The sequence below is a fragment of the Geobacillus kaustophilus genome (genome assembly GCF_000948285.1).
GTDB lineage: Bacteria > Bacillota > Bacilli > Bacillales > Anoxybacillaceae > Geobacillus > Geobacillus thermoleovorans_A.
The window spans coordinates 2,747,190-2,765,653 of record NZ_JYBP01000003.1 but is presented as its reverse complement, the minus strand read 5'-3'; the positions used below and the strand labels follow the sequence as shown (position 1 = coordinate 2,765,653).

Here is an 18,464-nt window from a genome sequence, read left to right as displayed (position 1 = left end):
AAAGGCCGCATAGCGCAACACGGTTGAGCCCCTCTTTTTAGAGGAAAGGGCTAAATGGGGATGGAAGCAGGGTTCCCATCTGTCTCTCATCAGCGCGGACAAACATGGGGCGAGCAACTTGAAACCGTGATTTGTCGGATGGGAGGCAGATTGGTAAAATGATAACCTAGAGACGTGGGTGGCTATGGCCGCCTTTGTTCGAAATGCCGGATTATCCTGTCTGTTTTCAAACTGCACAAGTAAAGGTGTGTCACGATCATGAAAGCCATCTGTGTGTTTTGCGGATCAAGTTATGGACAAAGCCAGAAATATAAAGAAGCAGCCCAAGAGCTCGGAACGTTTTTCGCCCGAAGCGGCATTACGCTCATTTACGGCGGCGGGACACGGGGCTTGATGGGAGAGGTTGCTGAGGCGGCGCTAGGCCATCAAGGGCGCGTAGTTGGGATCATTCCGCAATTTTTGAAGGACCGGGAAGTGGCGCATGATCGGTTGACCAAACTGTTGGTCGTCGATACGATGCATACGCGCAAGGCGAAAATGTACGAGGCGGCCGACGGGTTTATCGCCATGCCCGGGGGCTATGGAACGTACGAAGAGCTGTTTGAAGTGCTCTCGTGGTCGCGCGTCGGCCTCCATCAAAAGCCGATCGGCCTGCTCAATGTGGACGGGTTTTTCGACCCGCTCCTTGACTTGCTTCGGCATACCGTCGAAAACGGATTTGCCGCGCCGGAAGATCTTGATCTCATCGTTAGCGCCGAGGATATTTTGACGTTGTATGAGCGGATGAAGACGTTCCGCCATCATCGCTGCTCTAGAGCGTGTGAGAGAGATTGAACCGGCTAAGCTGGCAAATTGTTCACTTCATACGCGGCGCGGATGCCGGATTCAATGGCGCCTTGAATCCATCCGTGGTGGGTGGAAGCGTGTTCCCCGGCAAAATGCATCCGTCCCTCGGGAGTCGCAATGTACGGCGACAGCTCCGTCACTTGATTCGGCTTCATCATCGTAAAGGCGCCGCCGGAATACGGATAGCGCACCCAGCTATGGCTCGTTCCCGTTTCAAATTCACGGTACACTTGTTCCCCATGGAGGACGGCTAAATTTTTCAACGTATATTCAAGACGTTCTTCATCGCTTAAGCCGTCCCATGGGATCGTGTCATCTTCCCACGTATAGCTTGCCAGTACGACGCCTGGCCCCGTCGTGCCAATGCCTTGGCTTGGATATTGTGTATACGTAATTGGCAGATCGGAAACGGTTTTGCCCCCGAACATGCCTTCCTTTTCCCAAAACCGTGTTTTAAACTGGATGCCGGTTTTCGTTGAACCGGCGTAATGAAGCTCGCGAATGGCTTTCCATTTGTTTTCGGAAAAGGAATGGCGCGGTTCGATGTCGACAAACTGCAAAATCGAAAACGGGATGGTGACGATCACGTGATCGGCGGTGATTTGAAACGGTTGAAGAATTTTTGTGTGCGTGGCGTGGACGGTGACGCCATTTTCGTGCTGGACGATTTTTTGCACTTTGTGGCTGAAAAGGATGTCATCCTTCAGTTGCGGCAAAAAGGCTTTCGGAAGTCGGTCGTTTCCTCCCACAATCTCATAAAAACGAATGTTCGGAGTAAACAGCACCATGAGTTCACGCAACATTTCCAGAAACGACAGTTCTGGCAATCCTCCGAGCGAAAGAACGGCTTTGATCATATCGATGGCTCCCACAGACAACTGTAGGCCGAACGGGTTGTAGCGCAAATAGGCGTCCAGCGAGTAGCGATCCAGTTGTTCAATGACAATCGGCCAATGGTGTTCCGGATGTTGTTCAATGAATTGAATAACCGGACGAATGGCCATCTGCAATAATTGGGAAGCAGTTTTGCCCCGTTCATGCGCGGCGACCGGAAAGCCAAAGAGGTCGGGATGCTGCTCATATTCGCCAAGACGCGCTTTCACGCCGCGAAAATAAAGAATGTCGCGCGGAGTGCTGTTGATAAACGGGTGGAGCGGCAAGTTGAATTTTTTGATATATTCCAATGTCAACTGATGGGTGTGCGGGATGCGCATGGCGCCGGCTTCAAGATACTGGTCGTCGCGAAAGTTGGAGCGGAGCGTGTAGATTCGGCCGCCGACCCGCTCGGACGCTTCAAGGATGGTGATGCGATGTTCGGCTTGCTTCAGCAATGACGCCGCGACAAGCCCCGCCATGCCGGCGCCGATGATGACGATGTTTTTCGGCGCCGATGCTTTCTTTAAGCCGTTTCGAATGATCGAGACCATCGTTTCCATCGAAAGTTTTGGAGAAACATACGGGTGGGACATGGTTGAATTCCCCCTTTGCCGTTTGCGTCTTGCGATGATGAAGATAATACGGTTATTCCATCTTATTCAGCGGCAAAGGGGAGTATGTGAGAACAGGAATGTCCGTCACGATCTGGAAACGATATACGTCCCGCCATCGATTTCAATGCGGTGCTGCTCCTGTATACCCACAAGCCGGCACAAAAACGGACGCGTCGACGGCTGGCGGTGGGCTTCATAAAAATGAAGGGTAATGCCGCCGACGGCTAGTTCAGCGTACGCACCTGCCTCATCGCGCCCAAAGCGGGGGGCAGGAAGGCCAAACAGCCGCCGATACACGTCGATGGTGCGGCGAAGGTCGAGCGTATAGACGCTGATGGACGACAAAAAAAGAGACCCAACCGGGTGTCGAATCAGCGGTGCCAGCTCATTCATCCGCACGTCATCGTCATCGCCCCACTGGATAAAAAACGGGTAACGGAACGCCCCGTCTATGTCGTCTTCTATAAACAGCATGGTCCACGTCAATCGTTTGCCATCATAGCGCTGGCGGCTGCCAGGGAGCGGCCCGATCGGGGTGAACCCTTTGTTTTTGAGCTGTGCGGCCAACGTTTCGATATCGTTCGTTCGAAAGGCGAACTGGGAAAAGCCGTTTCCGTCTTCGCGGTCGGCGACAAGCTGGGCGATGAGCGGATTTCCGCACGTTTTTGCCGTCTGCTCATCGGCAATGCCGATCCATTCGATGTAGCGCAAATGGTCGAAATAACACAAAGCATTATACGTTCCCCATGACGGATGGCGGCCGCCATGGATGGATGTAAACCCCAACTGTTCAAACGCAGCTTTCGCCTGTTCCGGCCGCTCGGTCAAATGGACGAGATGGTCAAACGCAACATTCATGGCGGCGGGCTCCTTCCGTATTGAGAATCGATTAACGAAACAGCATTTCTTTGAGCTTGTAAATGATTCGTTCGTTATCGACGGTGCGGTGGGCGATGAAATTCAAGTCCAGTTTGATGTCTTCGATCTGGGCGGCCAATTGCTCGTAGCGGGAGTCCATTTTTTGTTCGAGGTGTTCCACCGCTTGCTTCAATGAAGCGAACTCCTGATGAAGATGGTGGACGTCAGCGGCGAGAGCTTCCAGCTTCGCGTCTGTTTCGTCTTGACGATGAAGAAGGGCGGTCACGATGCCGTTCAATTCCTTTTGTCCGGCGCGAAGCGAATCTTGTTCTTGGCGCAGACGCTGTTGTTCCAAACGGATTTCTTGCTGCTCTTTGCGAATCTCTTGTTGTTCTTTTCGAATCTCCTGTTGCTCTTTCCGGATTTCTTGTTGCTCTTTCCGGATTTCTTGCTGTTCCTGGCGAATGGCGATTTGTTCCCGCTCGAGCCGCTCTTGGCCTTCCACGAGCTTTTGCAGTGTCCCGTCCATCGCGTTCAAGCGGTCGAGCACTTGGGCGAGCAAGGCTTCACTCATCGTCATTATTCCCCCTTTTTCAAGTTATGGTTATTATAGTACATATGTTCGGGATTGTCAATGAGCAACAAAGCAAATGTTGGCTGGAATGTTGCTTTATTTCCTTAACGTTTGGTATCATCATAGTATTGTGGAAGGTCGACCATGCGGAGGTGAACAAAATGTCGCGAATTTCGATTGAACAAGTGAAACATGTCGCCGATTTGGCGCGGTTGGCGATTACGGATGAAGAGGCGGAGATGTTTACGAAACAGCTCGATGCGATCATTACGTTTGCCGAGCAGTTGAATGAATTGGATACGGAGAACGTTCCGCCGACTTCACACGTGCTCGATATGAGAAACGTCATGCGCGAGGATGTTCCCGAACCGGGGCTGCCGCGCGAGGAAGTGTTGAAAAACGCACCGGACCAGCAAGACGGCCAGTTCCGCGTGCCGGCCATTTTAGAGTAAAGGAGGGGGATTTATGCCGCTTTTTGATCATACGGTGTCGGAATTACATACGTTGCTACAGAAAAAGGAAGTATCGATTTCCGATTTAGTCGACGAATCGTTCCGCCGCATCGGCGAAGTGGAAGAGAAAGTGCAAGCGTTTTTAACGTTAAATGAAGAACAGGCGCGGGCGAAAGCGAAAGAGTTGGATGACCAGCTCGCCAAGGGCGAAGAAACGAACCCGCTGTTCGGCTTGCCGATCGGCATTAAAGACAACATCGTCACCAAAGGACTGCGCACGACATGCGCAAGCAAAATTTTATACAACTTTGACCCGATCTACGACGCCACCGTCATGGAGCGGTTGCACGCCGCAGGGACGATCACGGTCGGGAAGCTGAACATGGACGAGTTCGCCATGGGCTCGTCGACGGAAAACTCTGGTTTTCAACTGACGCGCAATCCGTGGGACTTAGAGCGCGTTCCGGGCGGCTCGAGCGGCGGTTCAGCGGCGGCGGTGGCAGCCGGTGAAGTGCCGTTTTCGTTAGGCTCGGATACGGGTGGGTCGATCCGCCAGCCGGCGGCGTTTTGCGGTGTCGTCGGACTGAAGCCCACATACGGCCGCGTCTCGCGCTTTGGCCTCGTCGCGTTTGCGTCGTCGCTCGACCAAATCGGCCCGATTACGCGCACGGTCGAAGACAACGCCTATTTATTGCAAGCGATCGCTGGCGTCGACCCGATGGACTCGACGTCGGCGAACATTCCGGTGCCGAACTATGTCGAGGCGCTGACAGGAGATATTAAAGGTTTAAAAATTGCCGTGCCGAAAGAATATGTAGGCGAAGGCGTCGAAGAAGGCGTGCGCCAGTCGGTGTTGGAGGCGCTCAACGTACTTGAGAAGCTCGGTGCGACGTGGGAAGAAGCGTCCCTGCCGCATTCGAAATATGCGCTCGCGACGTACTATTTGCTTGCTTCGTCGGAAGCATCGGCGAACCTCGCTCGCTTTGACGGCGTGCGCTACGGCTACCGGACGGACAACGCGAAAAACTTGATCGATATGTATAAACTGACACGAAGCGAAGGGTTTGGAGCGGAGGTCAAGCGCCGCATTATGCTCGGGACGTTCGCGTTAAGCTCGGGCTATTACGATGCGTACTACAAAAAAGCACAAAAAGTGCGGACGTTAATCAAGCGAGACTTCGAAAACGTCTTTGAACAATATGATGTCATCATCGGTCCGACAACGCCGACGCCGGCGTTTAAAATCGGCGAGAAAACAAACGATCCGCTGAAGATGTACATGAACGACATTTTGACGATTCCGGTCAACTTGGCAGGCGTGCCGGCCATTTCCGTGCCGTGCGGCTTTGTCGACGGCTTGCCAGTCGGTTTGCAAATCATTGGCAAGCACTTCGATGAAAGCACCGTCTACCGCGTCGCCCATGCGTTTGAGCAGGCGACGGACTACCATAAGCAAAAACCGGTGTTGTAAGGGGGTTAGGTGATGAACTTTGAAACGGTCATCGGACTTGAGGTGCACGTCGAGCTGAAAACGAAATCGAAAATTTTCTCAAGCAGCCCGAACGCGTTCGGCGCGCCCCCGAACACGCAAACGAACGTCATCGACTTAGGGTATCCGGGCGTGCTGCCGGTCTTGAACCGCCAGGCGGTCGAATTTGCGATGAAAGCCGCGATGGCGTTAAACTGCGAAATCGCGACCGAAACGAAATTTGACCGCAAAAACTACTTTTATCCGGATAACCCGAAAGCGTACCAAATTTCGCAATACGATCAGCCGCTCGGCAAAAACGGCTGGATTGAAATTGAAGTGAACGGGAAAAAGAAAAAAATCGGCATCACCCGGATTCACTTAGAAGAGGACGCCGGCAAATTGACCCACACAGGCGACGGCTATTCACTTGTCGACTTTAACCGCCAAGGGACGCCGCTCATCGAGATCGTCTCGGAACCCGACATCCGTTCGCCGGAAGAGGCATACGCCTACTTGGAAAAATTAAAAGCGATCATCCAGTACACGGGCGTCTCCGACTGCAAAATGGAGGAAGGGTCGCTCCGCTGCGACGCGAACATTTCGCTTCGCCCGATCGGGTCGGACAAGTTCGGCACGAAAACGGAGTTGAAAAACTTAAACTCGTTCAACTTCGTCCGCATGGGGCTCGAGTACGAAGCGAAGCGGCAGGAGAAAATTTTGCTTTCGGGCGGCGTCATCCGCCAAGAAACGCGGCGCTTTGACGAAGCGACAAAAACGACGGTGCTGATGCGCGTTAAAGAAGGATCAGAAGATTACCGCTACTTCCCAGAGCCCGACTTAGTTATGCTTTACATTGACGACGAATGGAAAGCGCGCGTCCGCGCCTCGATTCCGGAGCTGCCGGACGCCCGCCGGAAGCGGTATGTCAAAGAGCTCGGCTTGCCGGAATACGATGCCAAAGTGTTGACATTGACCAAAGAAATGGCGGACTTCTTCGAAGCGACCGTTGCGAACGGCGCCGATCCGAAACTGGCGTCAAACTGGCTCATGGTCGAAGTATCCGGGTACTTAAACGCCGAGCAAAAAGAGCTCCATGACATTGCCTTGACGCCGGAAAGCTTGGCTGGGATGATCAAACTGATCCAAAACGGTACAATTTCGTCGAAAATCGCGAAAAAAGTGTTTAAAGAACTCGTCGAACACGGCGGCGACCCGGAGAAAATCGTCAAAGAAAAAGGGCTCGTGCAAATTTCCGACGAAGGAGCGCTGCGCAAAATTGTACTCGAAGTGCTGGACGCCAACCCGCAGTCGGTCGAAGACTATAAAAACGGCAAAGACCGTGCGCTCGGCTTCCTCGTCGGGCAAGTGATGAAGGCGACGAAAGGCCAAGCAAACCCGCCGCTTGTCAACAAGCTGCTCGTGGAAGAAATCAAGAAGCGCTAAATGACAAGAAAAGCCCGCCAATCAGCGGGCTTCTCCTATAAGGAGATTTTTTAGATTTTTTGAAAAATACAATTGACAGCCCACAGCGGAAATGGTAGATTTTTATATAAAACCAACTGAATTAGTTGGATATAGACGCCAGGATGAGCGGGAGAGGAAGAAACAAAAAAGAGGGGGATAAAAACGATGAGTGAAGAACGCACTTTCCGTCCGGAGACGCTCGCCGTCCACGCCGGGCAAAAACCGGATGCGGAGACGGGCTCACGGGCGGTGCCGATTTACCAAACGAGTTCATATGTGTTTCGCGACAGTGAGCATGCAGCCAATTTATTTGGCTTGAAAGAGGAAGGATACATTTACACCCGCATTATGAACCCGACGAACGATGTGCTCGAAAAGCGGATCGCCGCACTCGAAGGCGGGATCGGGGCGCTCGGGCTCTCATCAGGGCAGGCGGCAGTGTTTTATTCGATCATCAACATCACCTCGGCGGGCGATGAAATCGTCTCATCGTCGTCCATTTACGGCGGCACGTACAACTTGTTCGCCCATACGATGCGCAAGTTCGGCATTACGGTGAAGTTTGTCGATTCGTCCGATCCGGAAAACTTTGAGCGGGCGATCACCGACAAAACGAAAGCCTTGTTCGCCGAAACGATCGGCAACCCGAAAAACGATGTCTTGGACATTGAAGCGGTGGCCGACATCGCCCATCGCCACGCCATTCCGCTCATTGTCGACAACACGGTAGCGAGCCCATACTTATTGCGGCCCATTGAGTTTGGCGCCGATATCGTCGTCCACTCGGCGACGAAGTTCATCGGCGGGCACGGCAATTCGATCGGCGGCGTTATTGTTGACAGCGGCAAGTTTGACTGGAAAGGGAGCGGCAAGTTCCCGGAGTTCACCGAACCGGACCCGAGCTACCACGGTTTGGTGTATGTGGATGCCGTCGGTGAAGCGGCGTACATCACGAAAGCGCGCATCCAGCTGTTGCGCGATTTAGGAGCAGCGCTGTCGCCGTTTAATGCGTTTTTGCTTTTGCAAGGGCTGGAGACGCTCCATTTGCGGATGCAGCGCCATAGTGAAAACGCCCTCGCCGTCGCCAAGTTTTTAGAAGAGGAAGAGGCGGTCGAATCGGTCAGCTATCCAGGCCTTCCGAGCCATCCGTCGCATGAACTGGCGAAAAAGTATTTGCCGAATGGGCAAGGGGCGATCGTCACGTTTGAAATCAAAGGCGGCGTTGAAGCCGGCAAAAAACTGATCGACTCGGTCAAGCTGTTCTCCCATTTGGCCAACATCGGCGATTCGAAATCGCTCATCATCCACCCGGCCAGCACGACGCACGAGCAGCTGAGCCCGGATGAACAGCTGTCCGCCGGCGTCACCTCGGGCCTTGTGCGCCTGTCGGTCGGCACGGAAGCGATCGACGACATTTTGGACGACTTGCGCCAAGCCATTCGCCAAAGCCAGACGGTGGGGGTGAAGTAGAAGTAGCGAAGCGGATATATATAGATGCAACGAAAGCGTTTAACATATCCTTGACGGAAAAGCGGCTTGTCCATTTTTGACTGTCGAAGGCAAGCCTGTGGCTTGCCTCCGTCACGCTAAGGCGTGACGGAAGACCGAACAACGCCCCGCTGCACAGACCCATGCATGGGTCTGTGCAGCGGGGCGTTGTTCGGTCACCCGACAGTCGATCCAATGACCGGTAAAAGCTATAAATGTTAAAGCTTTAAATTGCATCTATATATTTTCGCTGTTCAGATACAGGAACGGAGTTTAAAGAAAACGATACGTCTTTGTTGTTCCAGCCTTTTTACCAGGATAAGCAGTATAAAAATCATGTTGGATTAGGATTGTATATTACCAAAAGAATTGTGAATCATTATGAAGGTGAAATTTGGGCATACAATAATGAAAAAGGCGGAGCGACGGTTGAATTTTATATTAAGGAGCTATCCAATGAGCATGTATATTAGCATCACGGTTCACTGATTTTCTATATAAATGCACCTTGAAAAGTTAACTTTTCGATTACGCGGAACACCCCAAGCGCCGCAACACTTCCTCCGGGCGTTCCTGAATGTAATGAGCAAATCGTTGAACCGCTTGCACGATCTCGTGGCGGTCTTTGTGAAAGGCGTTGGCGATCATCGTATCCTTCAGCCATTTCCACAAACGCTCGATCGGGTTGAGCTGCGGCGAGCAGGGCGGCAGATACAGGAAATGAAAACATTGTCCTTCTTCTCGCAAAAAGTCCTTCCCCATTCGAGCGTGATGAATCCGGGCATTGTCCAAGACGAGCGCAATGATCCGGTTGGGATGCCGCTCTTTGAGCAGGCGCAAGAAATCCAAGAACGTCGCAGCGTTGGCGGCTTCTGTTTGGTGAAGCACGATGTCCCCATCGTGGACGTTCACCGCGCCAAATACCGAAACATGGGCATGATGGCCGAATGTCGGCACACGTTTTTGACGGCCGACCTCGGACCAAGTGGATCGCAAGACATGATAAGAGCGGATATGCGTTTCATCGATGTACAGAAGAACGGCATCTTCTGTCTCCTTGGTGATCAAGTTTTTTTTATCAAATCCATTTGCTTTTCAAATTGCTTTTGCTCATCCGGATTCCCTTTCGCCAGCGTGTACGTAGGGCGAGTCCATGACAGACCTTGACGGTGCAGGAGTTTTCGCAGCGCTTCACGGGAAAGGCAAACACCAAAGTGCTTTTCGACATAGGATTGCAGGAGTTTGGTGTTCCAGGCCGAAGCGACGTCCCAGCCCAGTTCCGCGGGAGTGGTGGTCAACACAAGCTGTTTGATCTCTTCCTGCTGTTCTTCGGTGAGAAACGGCTCCCGTCCAGGGGCGAAATCCCGATGAAGCAAGAGCTCCAGACCGCCTTCGTTGAACAGCGACACATAATGGGAAACGGTTTGTCGGCACACGTTGACCATGGAGGCCGCCTCTTTGCCCAAATAACCTTCCATGACCAAACGAACCGCCATCACCCGTTGGCGAAGAAGCGCGTTTTTGATTTTCCGTTCCTGTTTGCGAAGCGTCCGTGGCGTCCATCCGTGATCATGGGTGATGTTGAGACGTTTCATGAATGATCCCGCTCCTTTTCCATAGGTTTCCTTAGGAACAGGATAACCGGAGTGTGCATCGGTTATACGAAGGTTAACTTTTTAATGAGCATGTATATATAAGCATGGATAAAATCTCATGTTCTAAATTTTTGATATAGAGACATCTGGTGTTAATTTTGTTAAATTATTGCTTTTTTTTTTTAAGCGTTATAATATCTCATAGGACCGGTCCTGCGTTTTCAAAAAATGATTAGGGGGGAGGGGATCGAATCGTGAAGGAAAAACTTAAAATGGTTACTACTTTGCTTGCTTTTATCTCATTCATTGTGGTAGGGGGAGTCAGCGCCGCATCTTATGTTACGTATGCTGGGGTTCTCCCTCGCTTTCAAGGCGATACGGAATTAGCAAGCGCCAATAAAGCGACGAACAGTAAAAGCAAAGTGGAAAATTCGGTTGTTGGCGCCGAATATAAAGCCAATATGTGGATTCAGCAAGGTTCGACAAAAGTGTCGCCAACGGCAAAGGATGTGACCGACAATGACACGCGTTATTTCACGGTCGATCAAAGCGCTGTTGGTAAAAAAGTTTCATTAGTGGCGGAAAATGCATCCTTCACTTACGTTACGGTTGACATCGCAGGCAAATTTTATCCCGACAATTGATTGAGTTATAGATATGTTCGGTCAACTTGGATAAGAAAGCGGTTTGCTTCATCGGGTTCGTCTTCTTCCATTATCACGAAGAAGACGGACCTTAACAGAAGAATTAGGGGATGATATGATGTATGCGGAATTGCTCAAACTTTTGAAAAATAGGAACCTTTATATTAGCGCGGCTTGCCTGTTGTTGCTCGTCATTGGCGCCGTTGTGTTGGGGGTGAAAGATTATCGTGAAAACGTGCAGTTGCTTCAACGAATTTATCATCACGACCCAAATGTTTTCGCCTTGACTTCCCCCCACCTTGAATGGGTTGGTCTAGGAGGCTACCGCTTTAATGTACTTTCATCTCTATATTACTTTCTTTTTCCACTATTGTTGTCGATTCCATTGGTAGATTCGATTTATCGTGAGCGAAAGAGCGGAAATGTTCATTATCAATTGACGCGGATGGGAAGAAACGTTTATTACAGAAGGAAATTTCTGTTTGCTTACATTAGTGCTTTCCTCCTGTTCCTCCTTCCTCTCGTGCTGGGAGTTGTGCTGGTGAATCTTTTGACGAACCATTGGGATTATTCGAGTTTTTCACAGGCCTACCGGCAATTGGTCAATGGCACGTTGCCGTTGCCAGACAATTCATTTGAAGGGGAAAAGAAACACCTGTTTTCTCCTTTATTGGAAATCTCCCCTTATTGGTATGTTCTTGCGTATTATGTCATGGGCGGGTTGTTTGCCGGCGGCTACGTTTGTCTTGGTTTGGGATTTTCTTTTTTATTGAAAAATCGATATTTGATTACTTTGATGCCGCAAATCATTTATATGGTTTGTTGGGCGGCGCTGACTATCACCAGCCAACTTGGCTGGGATCCGTTTAATTTCTTAATTCCTTCACAGCCAGTGGAAGGATTGTCCTATTGGAAAATCGTCATCGTGTTTGTCCTCCAATTGTTGATTGCGGTAGGGGTATTTTCATATGGAGTGAAGAAAAGTGAAGATGTTCTCTAGACAGAACGTTTTTTTCGTCTGGCAAGATTTGATGTTACAACGAGCCGTTCTCAAGATTATTTTGGGTGTTATGGCTTTGTTGATGGTGGCGGGCATCTTTCCGTTAGGAATGGTGACGGTTGGGAAGTGGCACAGTCTTAAAGATTTTATCTTGCTCTATCGATATGAATTTTTTCATCTGCCTGCGTTTTTGTTTCTTTTAGGCTCCGCGCTTCAAACTAATGCGTGGGTAGTCCTAAGAAGATACCGCACGCGAAGGGAAATCGGGCTGCATAAGGCGTTGTTGGTCATCGTTCTGGCAGGGGGCGTGTCTCTCTGGGTTGCCGCAGTAGGCGGATTATGTACAACGTTTGCGAAATACATCATCTATCCCAATATACAAAACGTCCATGCGGCTTTTTTGTACGTGCCGCATAGCGGAGATAAAAGCTCGTTTCCTTACTTTCTTGTTATGTATTTTTTTATCACCGCTATATACGGATTGTTGTTTATAGCGTTCATTGACTTTGGATGGAATCGCTTTTTCGCCTTCGCTGCCGTCATCATACTGGCTGTATTGGATATGTTCACTGTGCACATGCTCCCTTATTTGTTTTACATAAGCGAACGGACGGCTCCCGTTTGGACAATCTTGCTTCTCATTATGATGATGCTGGTGTTGGTCTATATCATTTGTCTTTCGTCAAGCCAAAAAAACTACTATGTTCAGGATGATCTTTTATGAAACCGATGGATTTGGAGTTTACCCTGATCAAAATCGATATCAAAAGAATTTTCATCACCTGCCTCCTGTTTCCACTGTTGGGCACTATGATGTCCAGTCGGTCAGAGGCATTTTCTTCTCAACGTCTATCGGAGTTGTTCGCCCGCTTATTTGGAGCGGTGACGTTCTCCAATTGGATGTATTGGTTGATGATTTGTTTCGGCTATATGGTGTTGCTCCAAATCGTTTGGAAAAAACGGGATAAATATTTTGAGCATAAACTGTTCATTGTGTTGAGGGATACGACGTCGTATACAATGGCTAGGTTGCTGGCAGGTGTTCTGTTTACATTGGGATATGTCTTGTCGGTGTTTTTGATCGCCGGCGGCTTCGGCCTGTTTGTGGCACATATGGCGTTTTCGTTTGACCGTTCGCTGGTGCTCATGTTCGTTTGCATCGCCGTGAATTTATATTGGCACGCCGGTTTGTGGATGTTGTTGAACGTGTATGCCACTCACCATTTGGCGAATGCCGTCATTCTCGCTTTGTTTTTTGTGGGTGTCAAGATGCCGATGCCTTTTGTTCCTTTGTACTACAGCATGGTGGATCTCGTGCGGAGCAGCTCGATATGGTGGTCTGCCTTGATCGTGGAGCTCTTGTCAATCATTGCGTTCGGGTATTGGACGATCAAGAGAGTGAAGAACGCGGATTATATTTAGGAGGTTTTTGACATGAAGGCAGTCGTTTTGTCCAATGTTTCGAAAACGATAAAAGCAAGGGAAGTTTTGCGCAATATCAACTTAGAGTTGGAGAGAGGAAAGATTTATGGATTCGTCGGGCCGAACGGATCGGGGAAAACGATGTTATTTCGAGTCATAAGCGGACTTGTCAAACCGTCCAGCGGCACAGTGACGGTATTTGGCCAGACGTTGCATCAAGACGTATCGTTTCCGAGCGATATTGCTGTTTTGTTGGAAAAACCCGGTTTTCTTGAACAGTACTCAGGATTCGATAATTTACATTTTTTAGCCATGATTCAAAACAAAATCGGCGAGCGCGAGGTGAAAGAGGCAATCAAGAGAGTGGGGTTGGATCCGCATGATAAAAGGCCGGTGAAAGCGTATTCTCTCGGGATGAGACAAAGACTGGCCATTGCACAGTGCATCATGGAGAAGCCGCAGCTGATGCTGCTCGATGAACCGATGAATGGGTTGGATGAAAAATCGGTAGACCAAGTGTATGAGATTATCAGGGAAGAAAACGAAAGAGGCTGCACCATTTTGTTGACGTCTCACCACAAAGTAGATATCGAGTCGCTATGCCATCATGTGTATTCCATGAACGAAGGGGTCATCACAGGTATGACAACGCTGCGTTCAAAATAATCCGATCTCAGAACACAAGCGTGAGAGGGTGTGGACAAAATTGGAAAAAGGTTTTGCTTGGAACGACTCGTTGCTGAGCCGTTTGGGTTATGGACCCATTCCATTGGCCGCCGTTTCTGATCAGGTAAAAGCGTTGCGTAGAGTGTCTCAGTCGTCCGTTCTATTGACCCAAGCTGGCCTCTTTTGATGAATCATCACGAACAAGCCGCTGTTTTTGGAAGACGGTGAGGGTCGCTTTGTCAGCGGCCAAGGGGGCTGACCTAAAAGGTAATTTTCACAGAGAAAAGAAGATGTCCTGATCGTTTGGGGACACCTTCTTCAAGTTGTTTTTAATCATAGAACATTTTGCGTAAGCGCGGTCGTGTTTGTGGGCTGTGAGGCGGTATGTGTTTCGAATTAGGAGTCGACGCTCACGGATCGTTTACAGTCCTTTCGGCGTCACTTTCTTTTCGACTTTGCGCAGCAGCCAGTCAAACAAAATCGCTAATATCGCAGCGGGGATGGCGCCGGCTAAAATCAAGTTTTTGTCGGCAATGCGCAAGCCGCGGTCGATCAAGTCGCCAAGCCCACCGGCGCCGATGAATGTCGCCAACGCGGCGACGCCGATTGTCAGCACCGTCGCCGTGCGCACGCCGGCCATGATCACCGGGAGCGAGAGTGGAAGCTCGACCATCCATAAAATTTGTCGCGATGTCATCCCCATCCCCCGTCCAGCGTCCACAAGCGCCGGGTCGACGCCGAGAATGCCGGTGTACGTATTGCGCAAAATCGGAAGCAAGGCATACAGCGTTAAGGCGATGATCGCCGGCAGTTTGCCGATCCCGAAAATGGGAAGCATAAACCCAAGCAAGGCCAAGCTCGGAATCGTTTGAATGATGGCGGCGACGCCGATGATCGGCTCGGCGAGTTTGCGATACCGCGTCAACGCGACACCGAGCGGTACGGCTATGACGATCGCAATGCCCATGGCGATGGCCGATAGCAGCACATGTTCTTGAAAGGCGATCCAAATGTCTTCTTTCCGTTCAATGAATGTTTGTAATAACTCCATTGTATCCCTCCTTGGCGGAAAAAAGCGGCAGCGCTTAGCCGCCGCTTAGTCATGGATTGAGGACGAAAGATGGATAAGGTTCATTTTCCCCAACGGCCGATTCCTGTCGGCAGACGGGCCGTCTTTTTGAAAGGAGCCGCGGCCGAGCCATGCTCTAGCGTCAGGCGGCACGGTGTTTCCACCCGCTATTTGCCCGCTGTTCCTTACGCGCGTTGCTGGAACGTCCACTCAGCGAGCGCCCGCATCATGCTCGAACGTGTAATCCCGCCGACAAGCTGGTCGCCGTCCAACACCGGGATAATGCGCACATCCGGGTTTTGAAACAAGGCGGCGACGTTCGTGACGTCCGCTTCTTTCGCCAGCGTCGTCACATCGTAATCGGCGATGTCGGCGACTAACAAATGCTCTTCTTGATAGCGCTGTTCAATTTGTTTCAGCGTCACGATGCCGAGAAAGGCCTGCTTTTTATCGACCACGACCAAGCTGTCGACTTTTTTCGCCTTCATCAAACGGAACGCCTCGGCCAAGCCGCGCCGCGGGGAGATGGTCGCGACATCCGCCGACATTAAATCTTCCGCCGTCGGCACGGCCGTCTGGCGGATCCGCAGCCGGTCTTCGCCGATAAACTCGCGGACGAACGAGTTCGCCGGCCGCCGAAGCATTTGGTCGGGTGTGGCGAACTGGATGATTTCCCCGTCTTTCATGAGCGCGATCCGATCAGCGATTTTAATCGCCTCATCCATATCATGTGTGACAAAGACGATCGTTTTGTGAATCTCTTCTTGCAGGCGGACGATGTCATCTTGCAACTGCTCGCGGCTGATCGGATCAAGAGCGCTGAACGGCTCATCCATTAAAATAATATTCGGCTCGGCGGCCAAGGCGCGGACGACGCCGACGCGCTGCTGCTGACCGCCGCTGAGCTCCGATGGATAGCGGTGCTTGAACGTCGCCGGATCGAGGCCGACGAGCTCGAGCAGTTCGTCAACCCGTTTTTCATAGGCGTGTTTTTCCCATTTTTTCAGCTTCGGTATGAGCGCGATGTTTTCCGCGATCGTCATGTGTGGAAACAAGCCGATTTGCTGGATGACATAGCCGATGTTGCGCCGCAGTTCGACCGGGTCAAGCTCGGAAATGTCTTGCCCGTCGATATACACTTTGCCCGATGTCGGCTCGATCAACCGGTTGATCATCCGCATTGTCGTCGTTTTTCCGCACCCGCTCGGCCCAATCAAGGCAACAAGCTCCCCCTTGCGGATGTCAAGATTGATATTTTTTAAGGCCACAAACCCGTCTTCATACTGTTTCGTCACGTTTTCAAAGCGAATCATAGGCATTCCTCGCTTTCTAGTCAATCAGTCCTTCCTTCTTCAAGAAGTCAATCGCCACCTCGCGCGGCTGTTTTCCTTCCAAGTTCACTTTACCGTTTAATTCCATCATTTTTTCGTCGGTTAAAATATTGGCCAATTTGTTCAGTTTCTCCTCAAGCCCCGGGTTGGCGTCCAACACTTCTTGGCGGATAATCGGCACAGCGTGGTACGGCGGGAAGTACTGTTTGTCATCTTTCAATACGACCAAATCGTATTTTCTAATCCGGGCGTCGGTCGTGTAGGCGGTGATGACGTCAATTTCGCCGTTTTTCGCCGCTTCGTATTGCAAGTCCGGGTCGATCGTCATTTTTTTCTTGAATTGGAACCCGTACGTATCGACAAGCCCGTCATAGCCGTCGCTTCGCTCAAAAAACTCGGCGTCTGACCCAAACGTAAGGGAAGACGAATGTTTCGCCAAATCGGAGTACGTTTTCACCCCGAGCTTTTCGGCGAGGTCTCTTCTCATCGCCAACGCATACGTGTTGTTAAATCCGAGTGGTTTGAGCCAAGCGATGTTGTATTTTTCCTTATATAGTTTCTTCGTTTCGTTGTAAATTTGTTCGGGCGTCTTTGCGGGATCGTACGGCTGTTTTAAAATGTTCAAATACCCAGTCCCGGTGTACTCGACATACATGTCGACATCCCCGTTTTCGATGGCTTGCTGGAGCATAAACGCGCCGCCTAAACTGTCTTTCACCTCAACATCCAAATCCGTGTTGGCTTTCACATACTCCGCCAGCAAATGCGTCAAAATGACTTGCTCGGTAAACTTCTTTCCGGCAATCACGATTTTCCCTTTCGCATCACTTTCTCCGCTGCAGGCTGCCAATCCGAAAACAAGCCCGACAGCGAGCAAAGACATGAACCATTTTCGCAACACCATTTTCCTCCTTTTTCCATTAGTGTCATAAGGGGGGATGAAAAAAAGAAAAGGCGGCAAAAGGACGCGGAGGGGATGAAAAAGCGTCGCAAACAAAGGATACCGTAATTTGGGCACGGCTGGCAAATTTGGTATCGGTCGATATCGTTGCCTGTCGCTTTCTCTCACGGCGATGAACGCTCTCTCCTTTCCGATGCTGAAAAATGCTCCGGAATGCTTTCGAATCCTCCCGAATACTCCGAATTCGAGATGTTCGAACAGATGTTTTTTCTTTCTCCATGAGCGCCATTAACGACGAGAGGCGTGGTTGTGTCATTCAACGTTTATGATAAGGCCAATGGTTCCGTGGGCTTCGCATAAAAAACGGCAGCCTACGGCTGCCTAGTGAAAAGGGAATAGGTGTTGAACATTTCTCTGTGGGGAACGCGTTACGCATGAACAAGGCGATGAAGGGCGCTTTCCGTTTTGAAGACGCGGGCGTTTAAAACATGCAATCCCGCTTCATGTTCGGCGAGGGCAGGCAGCACTTTTTCTTCCAAGATGGATGTGATATGGGTGAGGTCGCCTTTCATATGGTGAAGATCGTGGGCCATCGCCTCGTATTTTGCGGCCAGCACTTCTTGCCCGTGGCGGAGCGCTTCCGCAATCGCCTTCGTTTCGTTCGTGCGCTCATAAAGCAGGTCGATTCGTTGTTCAAGGGTGTTTGTCTGTTCGTTCAACTGAGCGACTTGACGTTCAACAGAGTCCATGCGCTCATTCAATTGGGTGACTTGATGTTCGACAGTGCCCATGCGCTCATTCAATTGGGCGGCTTGATGTTCGACAGAGCCCATGCGCTCGTTCAACTGAGCGACTTGACGTTCAACAGAGTCCATGCGCTCATTCAATTGGGTGACTTGATGTTCGACAGAGCCCATGCGCTCGTTCAATTGGGCGGCTTGGTGTTCAAGGTTGCTTGTCCGCTCGTTCAGCTGAGTGACTTGGTGCTCAAGGGCGCTCGTTCGCTCATTGAGCTGGGCCATGTGCGCTTCGAGAGCGCCCGTTCGTTCATTAAGGTTGGCCACTTGCCCCTCCAAGGCGCCAACTCGCTGCTCGAGCGACTCGACCGCCGCGCGCGTCGCTTTCACTTCATGCAAAATTTCTCTTAGCAACGCCTCCATTCGTTTCACCTCCTTTTCGCCTCTATTTTACAA

Annotated in this window: 19 protein-coding genes and 1 pseudogene; 11 read left to right on the top strand and 9 right to left on the bottom strand. The window is 50.8% G+C overall.

Annotated elements, in window-relative coordinates; all coding sequences use genetic code 11:
- The first annotated feature begins 258 nt into the window (after nucleotides 1–258).
- Nucleotides 259–834, top strand: coding sequence for a TIGR00730 family Rossman fold protein (locus LG52_RS14255; protein WP_044732435.1), 576 nt, complete (start codon nucleotides 259–261; stop codon nucleotides 832–834).
- 5 nt (nucleotides 835–839) lie between these two features.
- On the opposite strand, the gene LG52_RS14250 is transcribed toward LG52_RS14255, so the two are convergent.
- From LG52_RS14250 to LG52_RS14240, 3 genes are all read right to left on the bottom strand, one after another.
- Entirely contained in the window at nucleotides 840–2,315 is a 1,476-nt protein-coding gene (locus LG52_RS14250) for a flavin monoamine oxidase family protein (protein WP_044732434.1), read from the bottom strand.
- Nucleotides 2,316–2,420: 105 nt separating this feature from the next.
- The gene (locus tag LG52_RS14245) at nucleotides 2,421–3,194 is read right to left on the bottom strand and encodes a VOC family protein (protein WP_044732433.1); all 774 of its coding nucleotides are present in this window, start codon (nucleotides 3,192–3,194) and stop codon (nucleotides 2,421–2,423) included.
- Between the two features lie 31 nt (nucleotides 3,195–3,225).
- Nucleotides 3,226–3,774: a hypothetical protein gene (locus tag LG52_RS14240; protein ID WP_044732432.1), complete on the bottom strand. Its 549-nt coding sequence runs from the start codon at nucleotides 3,772–3,774 to the stop codon at nucleotides 3,226–3,228.
- 155 nt (nucleotides 3,775–3,929) lie between these two features.
- Between LG52_RS14240 and gatC the strand changes: the two genes are divergently transcribed.
- The 5 genes and pseudogenes from gatC to LG52_RS14215 form a co-directional block, all read left to right on the top strand.
- A complete protein-coding gene (gene gatC, locus LG52_RS14235; protein WP_044733284.1) occupies nucleotides 3,930–4,220 on the top strand; it encodes an Asp-tRNA(Asn)/Glu-tRNA(Gln) amidotransferase subunit GatC in 291 nt (96 codons plus the stop codon).
- Between the two features lie 13 nt (nucleotides 4,221–4,233).
- Nucleotides 4,234–5,691 carry an Asp-tRNA(Asn)/Glu-tRNA(Gln) amidotransferase subunit GatA gene (gatA, locus tag LG52_RS14230; RefSeq protein WP_044732431.1) on the top strand — a complete coding sequence of 486 codons (1,458 nt, stop codon included), beginning with the start codon at nucleotides 4,234–4,236 and terminating at the stop codon, nucleotides 5,689–5,691.
- Between the two features lie 12 nt (nucleotides 5,692–5,703).
- Nucleotides 5,704–7,134, top strand: a complete 1,431-nt coding sequence (gene gatB / locus LG52_RS14225) for an Asp-tRNA(Asn)/Glu-tRNA(Gln) amidotransferase subunit GatB (RefSeq protein ID WP_044732430.1) — start codon at nucleotides 5,704–5,706, stop codon at nucleotides 7,132–7,134.
- A gap of 186 nt (nucleotides 7,135–7,320) precedes the next feature.
- On the top strand, nucleotides 7,321–8,625 hold the full coding sequence (locus LG52_RS14220; protein ID WP_044732429.1) for a homocysteine synthase: 1,305 nt from the start codon (nucleotides 7,321–7,323) through the stop codon (nucleotides 8,623–8,625).
- A 257-nt stretch (nucleotides 8,626–8,882) separates the two neighbouring features.
- Nucleotides 8,883–9,116, top strand: a pseudogene (locus LG52_RS14215) (ATP-binding protein); the annotation flags it as partial.
- Between the two features lie 55 nt (nucleotides 9,117–9,171).
- On the opposite strand, the gene LG52_RS20355 reads toward LG52_RS14215, so the two are convergent.
- Nucleotides 9,172–9,711 (bottom strand): IS630 family transposase, encoded by a 540-nt coding sequence (locus LG52_RS20355; protein WP_044732400.1) that lies wholly within the window; start codon nucleotides 9,709–9,711, stop codon nucleotides 9,172–9,174.
- The gene (locus tag LG52_RS20350) at nucleotides 9,708–10,238 is read right to left on the bottom strand and encodes an IS630 family transposase (protein WP_044731501.1); all 531 of its coding nucleotides are present in this window, start codon (nucleotides 10,236–10,238) and stop codon (nucleotides 9,708–9,710) included. Before LG52_RS20350 ends, LG52_RS20355 begins: the two co-directional genes overlap by 4 nt.
- A gap of 254 nt (nucleotides 10,239–10,492) precedes the next feature.
- On the opposite strand from LG52_RS20350, the gene LG52_RS14200 reads away from it, so the two are divergent.
- From LG52_RS14200 to LG52_RS14180, 5 genes are all read left to right on the top strand, one after another.
- On the top strand, nucleotides 10,493–10,882 hold the full coding sequence (locus tag LG52_RS14200) for a hypothetical protein (protein ID WP_044732427.1): 390 nt from the start codon (nucleotides 10,493–10,495) through the stop codon (nucleotides 10,880–10,882).
- Between the two features lie 118 nt (nucleotides 10,883–11,000).
- Nucleotides 11,001–11,882: an NADH dehydrogenase gene (locus tag LG52_RS14195; RefSeq protein ID WP_044732426.1), complete on the top strand. Its 882-nt coding sequence runs from the start codon at nucleotides 11,001–11,003 to the stop codon at nucleotides 11,880–11,882.
- Nucleotides 11,866–12,606 (top strand): hypothetical protein, encoded by a 741-nt coding sequence (locus tag LG52_RS14190; RefSeq protein WP_044732425.1) that lies wholly within the window; start codon nucleotides 11,866–11,868, stop codon nucleotides 12,604–12,606. The genes LG52_RS14195 and LG52_RS14190 overlap by 17 nt, the downstream gene beginning before the upstream one ends.
- Complete coding sequence (locus tag LG52_RS14185; RefSeq protein ID WP_044732424.1) at nucleotides 12,603–13,304, top strand: hypothetical protein; 702 nt, start codon at nucleotides 12,603–12,605, stop codon at nucleotides 13,302–13,304. Before LG52_RS14190 ends, LG52_RS14185 begins: the two co-directional genes overlap by 4 nt.
- Nucleotides 13,305–13,316: 12 nt before the next feature.
- On the top strand, nucleotides 13,317–13,970 hold the full coding sequence (locus LG52_RS14180) for an ABC transporter ATP-binding protein (protein ID WP_044732423.1): 654 nt from the start codon (nucleotides 13,317–13,319) through the stop codon (nucleotides 13,968–13,970).
- A gap of 421 nt (nucleotides 13,971–14,391) precedes the next feature.
- Here the strand turns inward: LG52_RS14180 and LG52_RS14175 are convergent, their stop codons facing one another.
- The 4 genes from LG52_RS14175 to LG52_RS14160 form a co-directional block, all read right to left on the bottom strand.
- Nucleotides 14,392–15,021 (bottom strand): ABC transporter permease, encoded by a 630-nt coding sequence (locus tag LG52_RS14175; RefSeq protein WP_044732422.1) that lies wholly within the window; start codon nucleotides 15,019–15,021, stop codon nucleotides 14,392–14,394.
- Between the two features lie 203 nt (nucleotides 15,022–15,224).
- Nucleotides 15,225–16,352 carry a betaine/proline/choline family ABC transporter ATP-binding protein gene (locus LG52_RS14170; RefSeq protein ID WP_044732421.1) on the bottom strand — a complete coding sequence of 376 codons (1,128 nt, stop codon included), beginning with the start codon at nucleotides 16,350–16,352 and terminating at the stop codon, nucleotides 15,225–15,227.
- 16 nt (nucleotides 16,353–16,368) lie between these two features.
- Nucleotides 16,369–17,271 (bottom strand): glycine betaine ABC transporter substrate-binding protein, encoded by a 903-nt coding sequence (locus tag LG52_RS14165; protein ID WP_052523694.1) that lies wholly within the window; start codon nucleotides 17,269–17,271, stop codon nucleotides 16,369–16,371.
- A 428-nt stretch (nucleotides 17,272–17,699) separates the two neighbouring features.
- The gene (locus tag LG52_RS14160; RefSeq protein ID WP_044732420.1) at nucleotides 17,700–18,431 is read right to left on the bottom strand and encodes a coiled-coil protein; all 732 of its coding nucleotides are present in this window, start codon (nucleotides 18,429–18,431) and stop codon (nucleotides 17,700–17,702) included.
- Nucleotides 18,432–18,464 lie beyond the last annotated feature (33 nt).

What these genes read in the sequence shown, in the direction of transcription:
- LG52_RS14255 (WP_044732435.1), top strand. Translation starts at nt 259, where the DNA reads ATGAAAGCCATCTGTGTGTTTTGCGGATCAAGTTATGGACAAAGCCAG.
- LG52_RS14250 (WP_044732434.1), bottom strand. Translation starts at nt 2,315, where the DNA reads ATGTCCCACCCGTATGTTTCTCCAAAACTTTCGATGGAAACGATGGTC.
- LG52_RS14245 (WP_044732433.1), bottom strand. Translation starts at nt 3,194, where the DNA reads ATGAATGTTGCGTTTGACCATCTCGTCCATTTGACCGAGCGGCCGGAA.
- LG52_RS14240 (WP_044732432.1), bottom strand. Translation starts at nt 3,774, where the DNA reads ATGACGATGAGTGAAGCCTTGCTCGCCCAAGTGCTCGACCGCTTGAAC.
- gatC (WP_044733284.1), top strand. Translation starts at nt 3,930, where the DNA reads ATGTCGCGAATTTCGATTGAACAAGTGAAACATGTCGCCGATTTGGCG.
- gatA (WP_044732431.1), top strand. Translation starts at nt 4,234, where the DNA reads ATGCCGCTTTTTGATCATACGGTGTCGGAATTACATACGTTGCTACAG.
- gatB (WP_044732430.1), top strand. Translation starts at nt 5,704, where the DNA reads ATGAACTTTGAAACGGTCATCGGACTTGAGGTGCACGTCGAGCTGAAA.
- LG52_RS14220 (WP_044732429.1), top strand. Translation starts at nt 7,321, where the DNA reads ATGAGTGAAGAACGCACTTTCCGTCCGGAGACGCTCGCCGTCCACGCC.
- LG52_RS20350 (WP_044731501.1), bottom strand. Translation starts at nt 10,238, where the DNA reads ATGAAACGTCTCAACATCACCCATGATCACGGATGGACGCCACGGACG.
- LG52_RS14195 (WP_044732426.1), top strand. Translation starts at nt 11,001, where the DNA reads ATGTATGCGGAATTGCTCAAACTTTTGAAAAATAGGAACCTTTATATT.
- LG52_RS14185 (WP_044732424.1), top strand. Translation starts at nt 12,603, where the DNA reads ATGAAACCGATGGATTTGGAGTTTACCCTGATCAAAATCGATATCAAA.
- LG52_RS14180 (WP_044732423.1), top strand. Translation starts at nt 13,317, where the DNA reads ATGAAGGCAGTCGTTTTGTCCAATGTTTCGAAAACGATAAAAGCAAGG.
- LG52_RS14175 (WP_044732422.1), bottom strand. Translation starts at nt 15,021, where the DNA reads ATGGAGTTATTACAAACATTCATTGAACGGAAAGAAGACATTTGGATC.
- LG52_RS14170 (WP_044732421.1), bottom strand. Translation starts at nt 16,352, where the DNA reads ATGATTCGCTTTGAAAACGTGACGAAACAGTATGAAGACGGGTTTGTG.
- LG52_RS14160 (WP_044732420.1), bottom strand. Translation starts at nt 18,431, where the DNA reads ATGGAGGCGTTGCTAAGAGAAATTTTGCATGAAGTGAAAGCGACGCGC.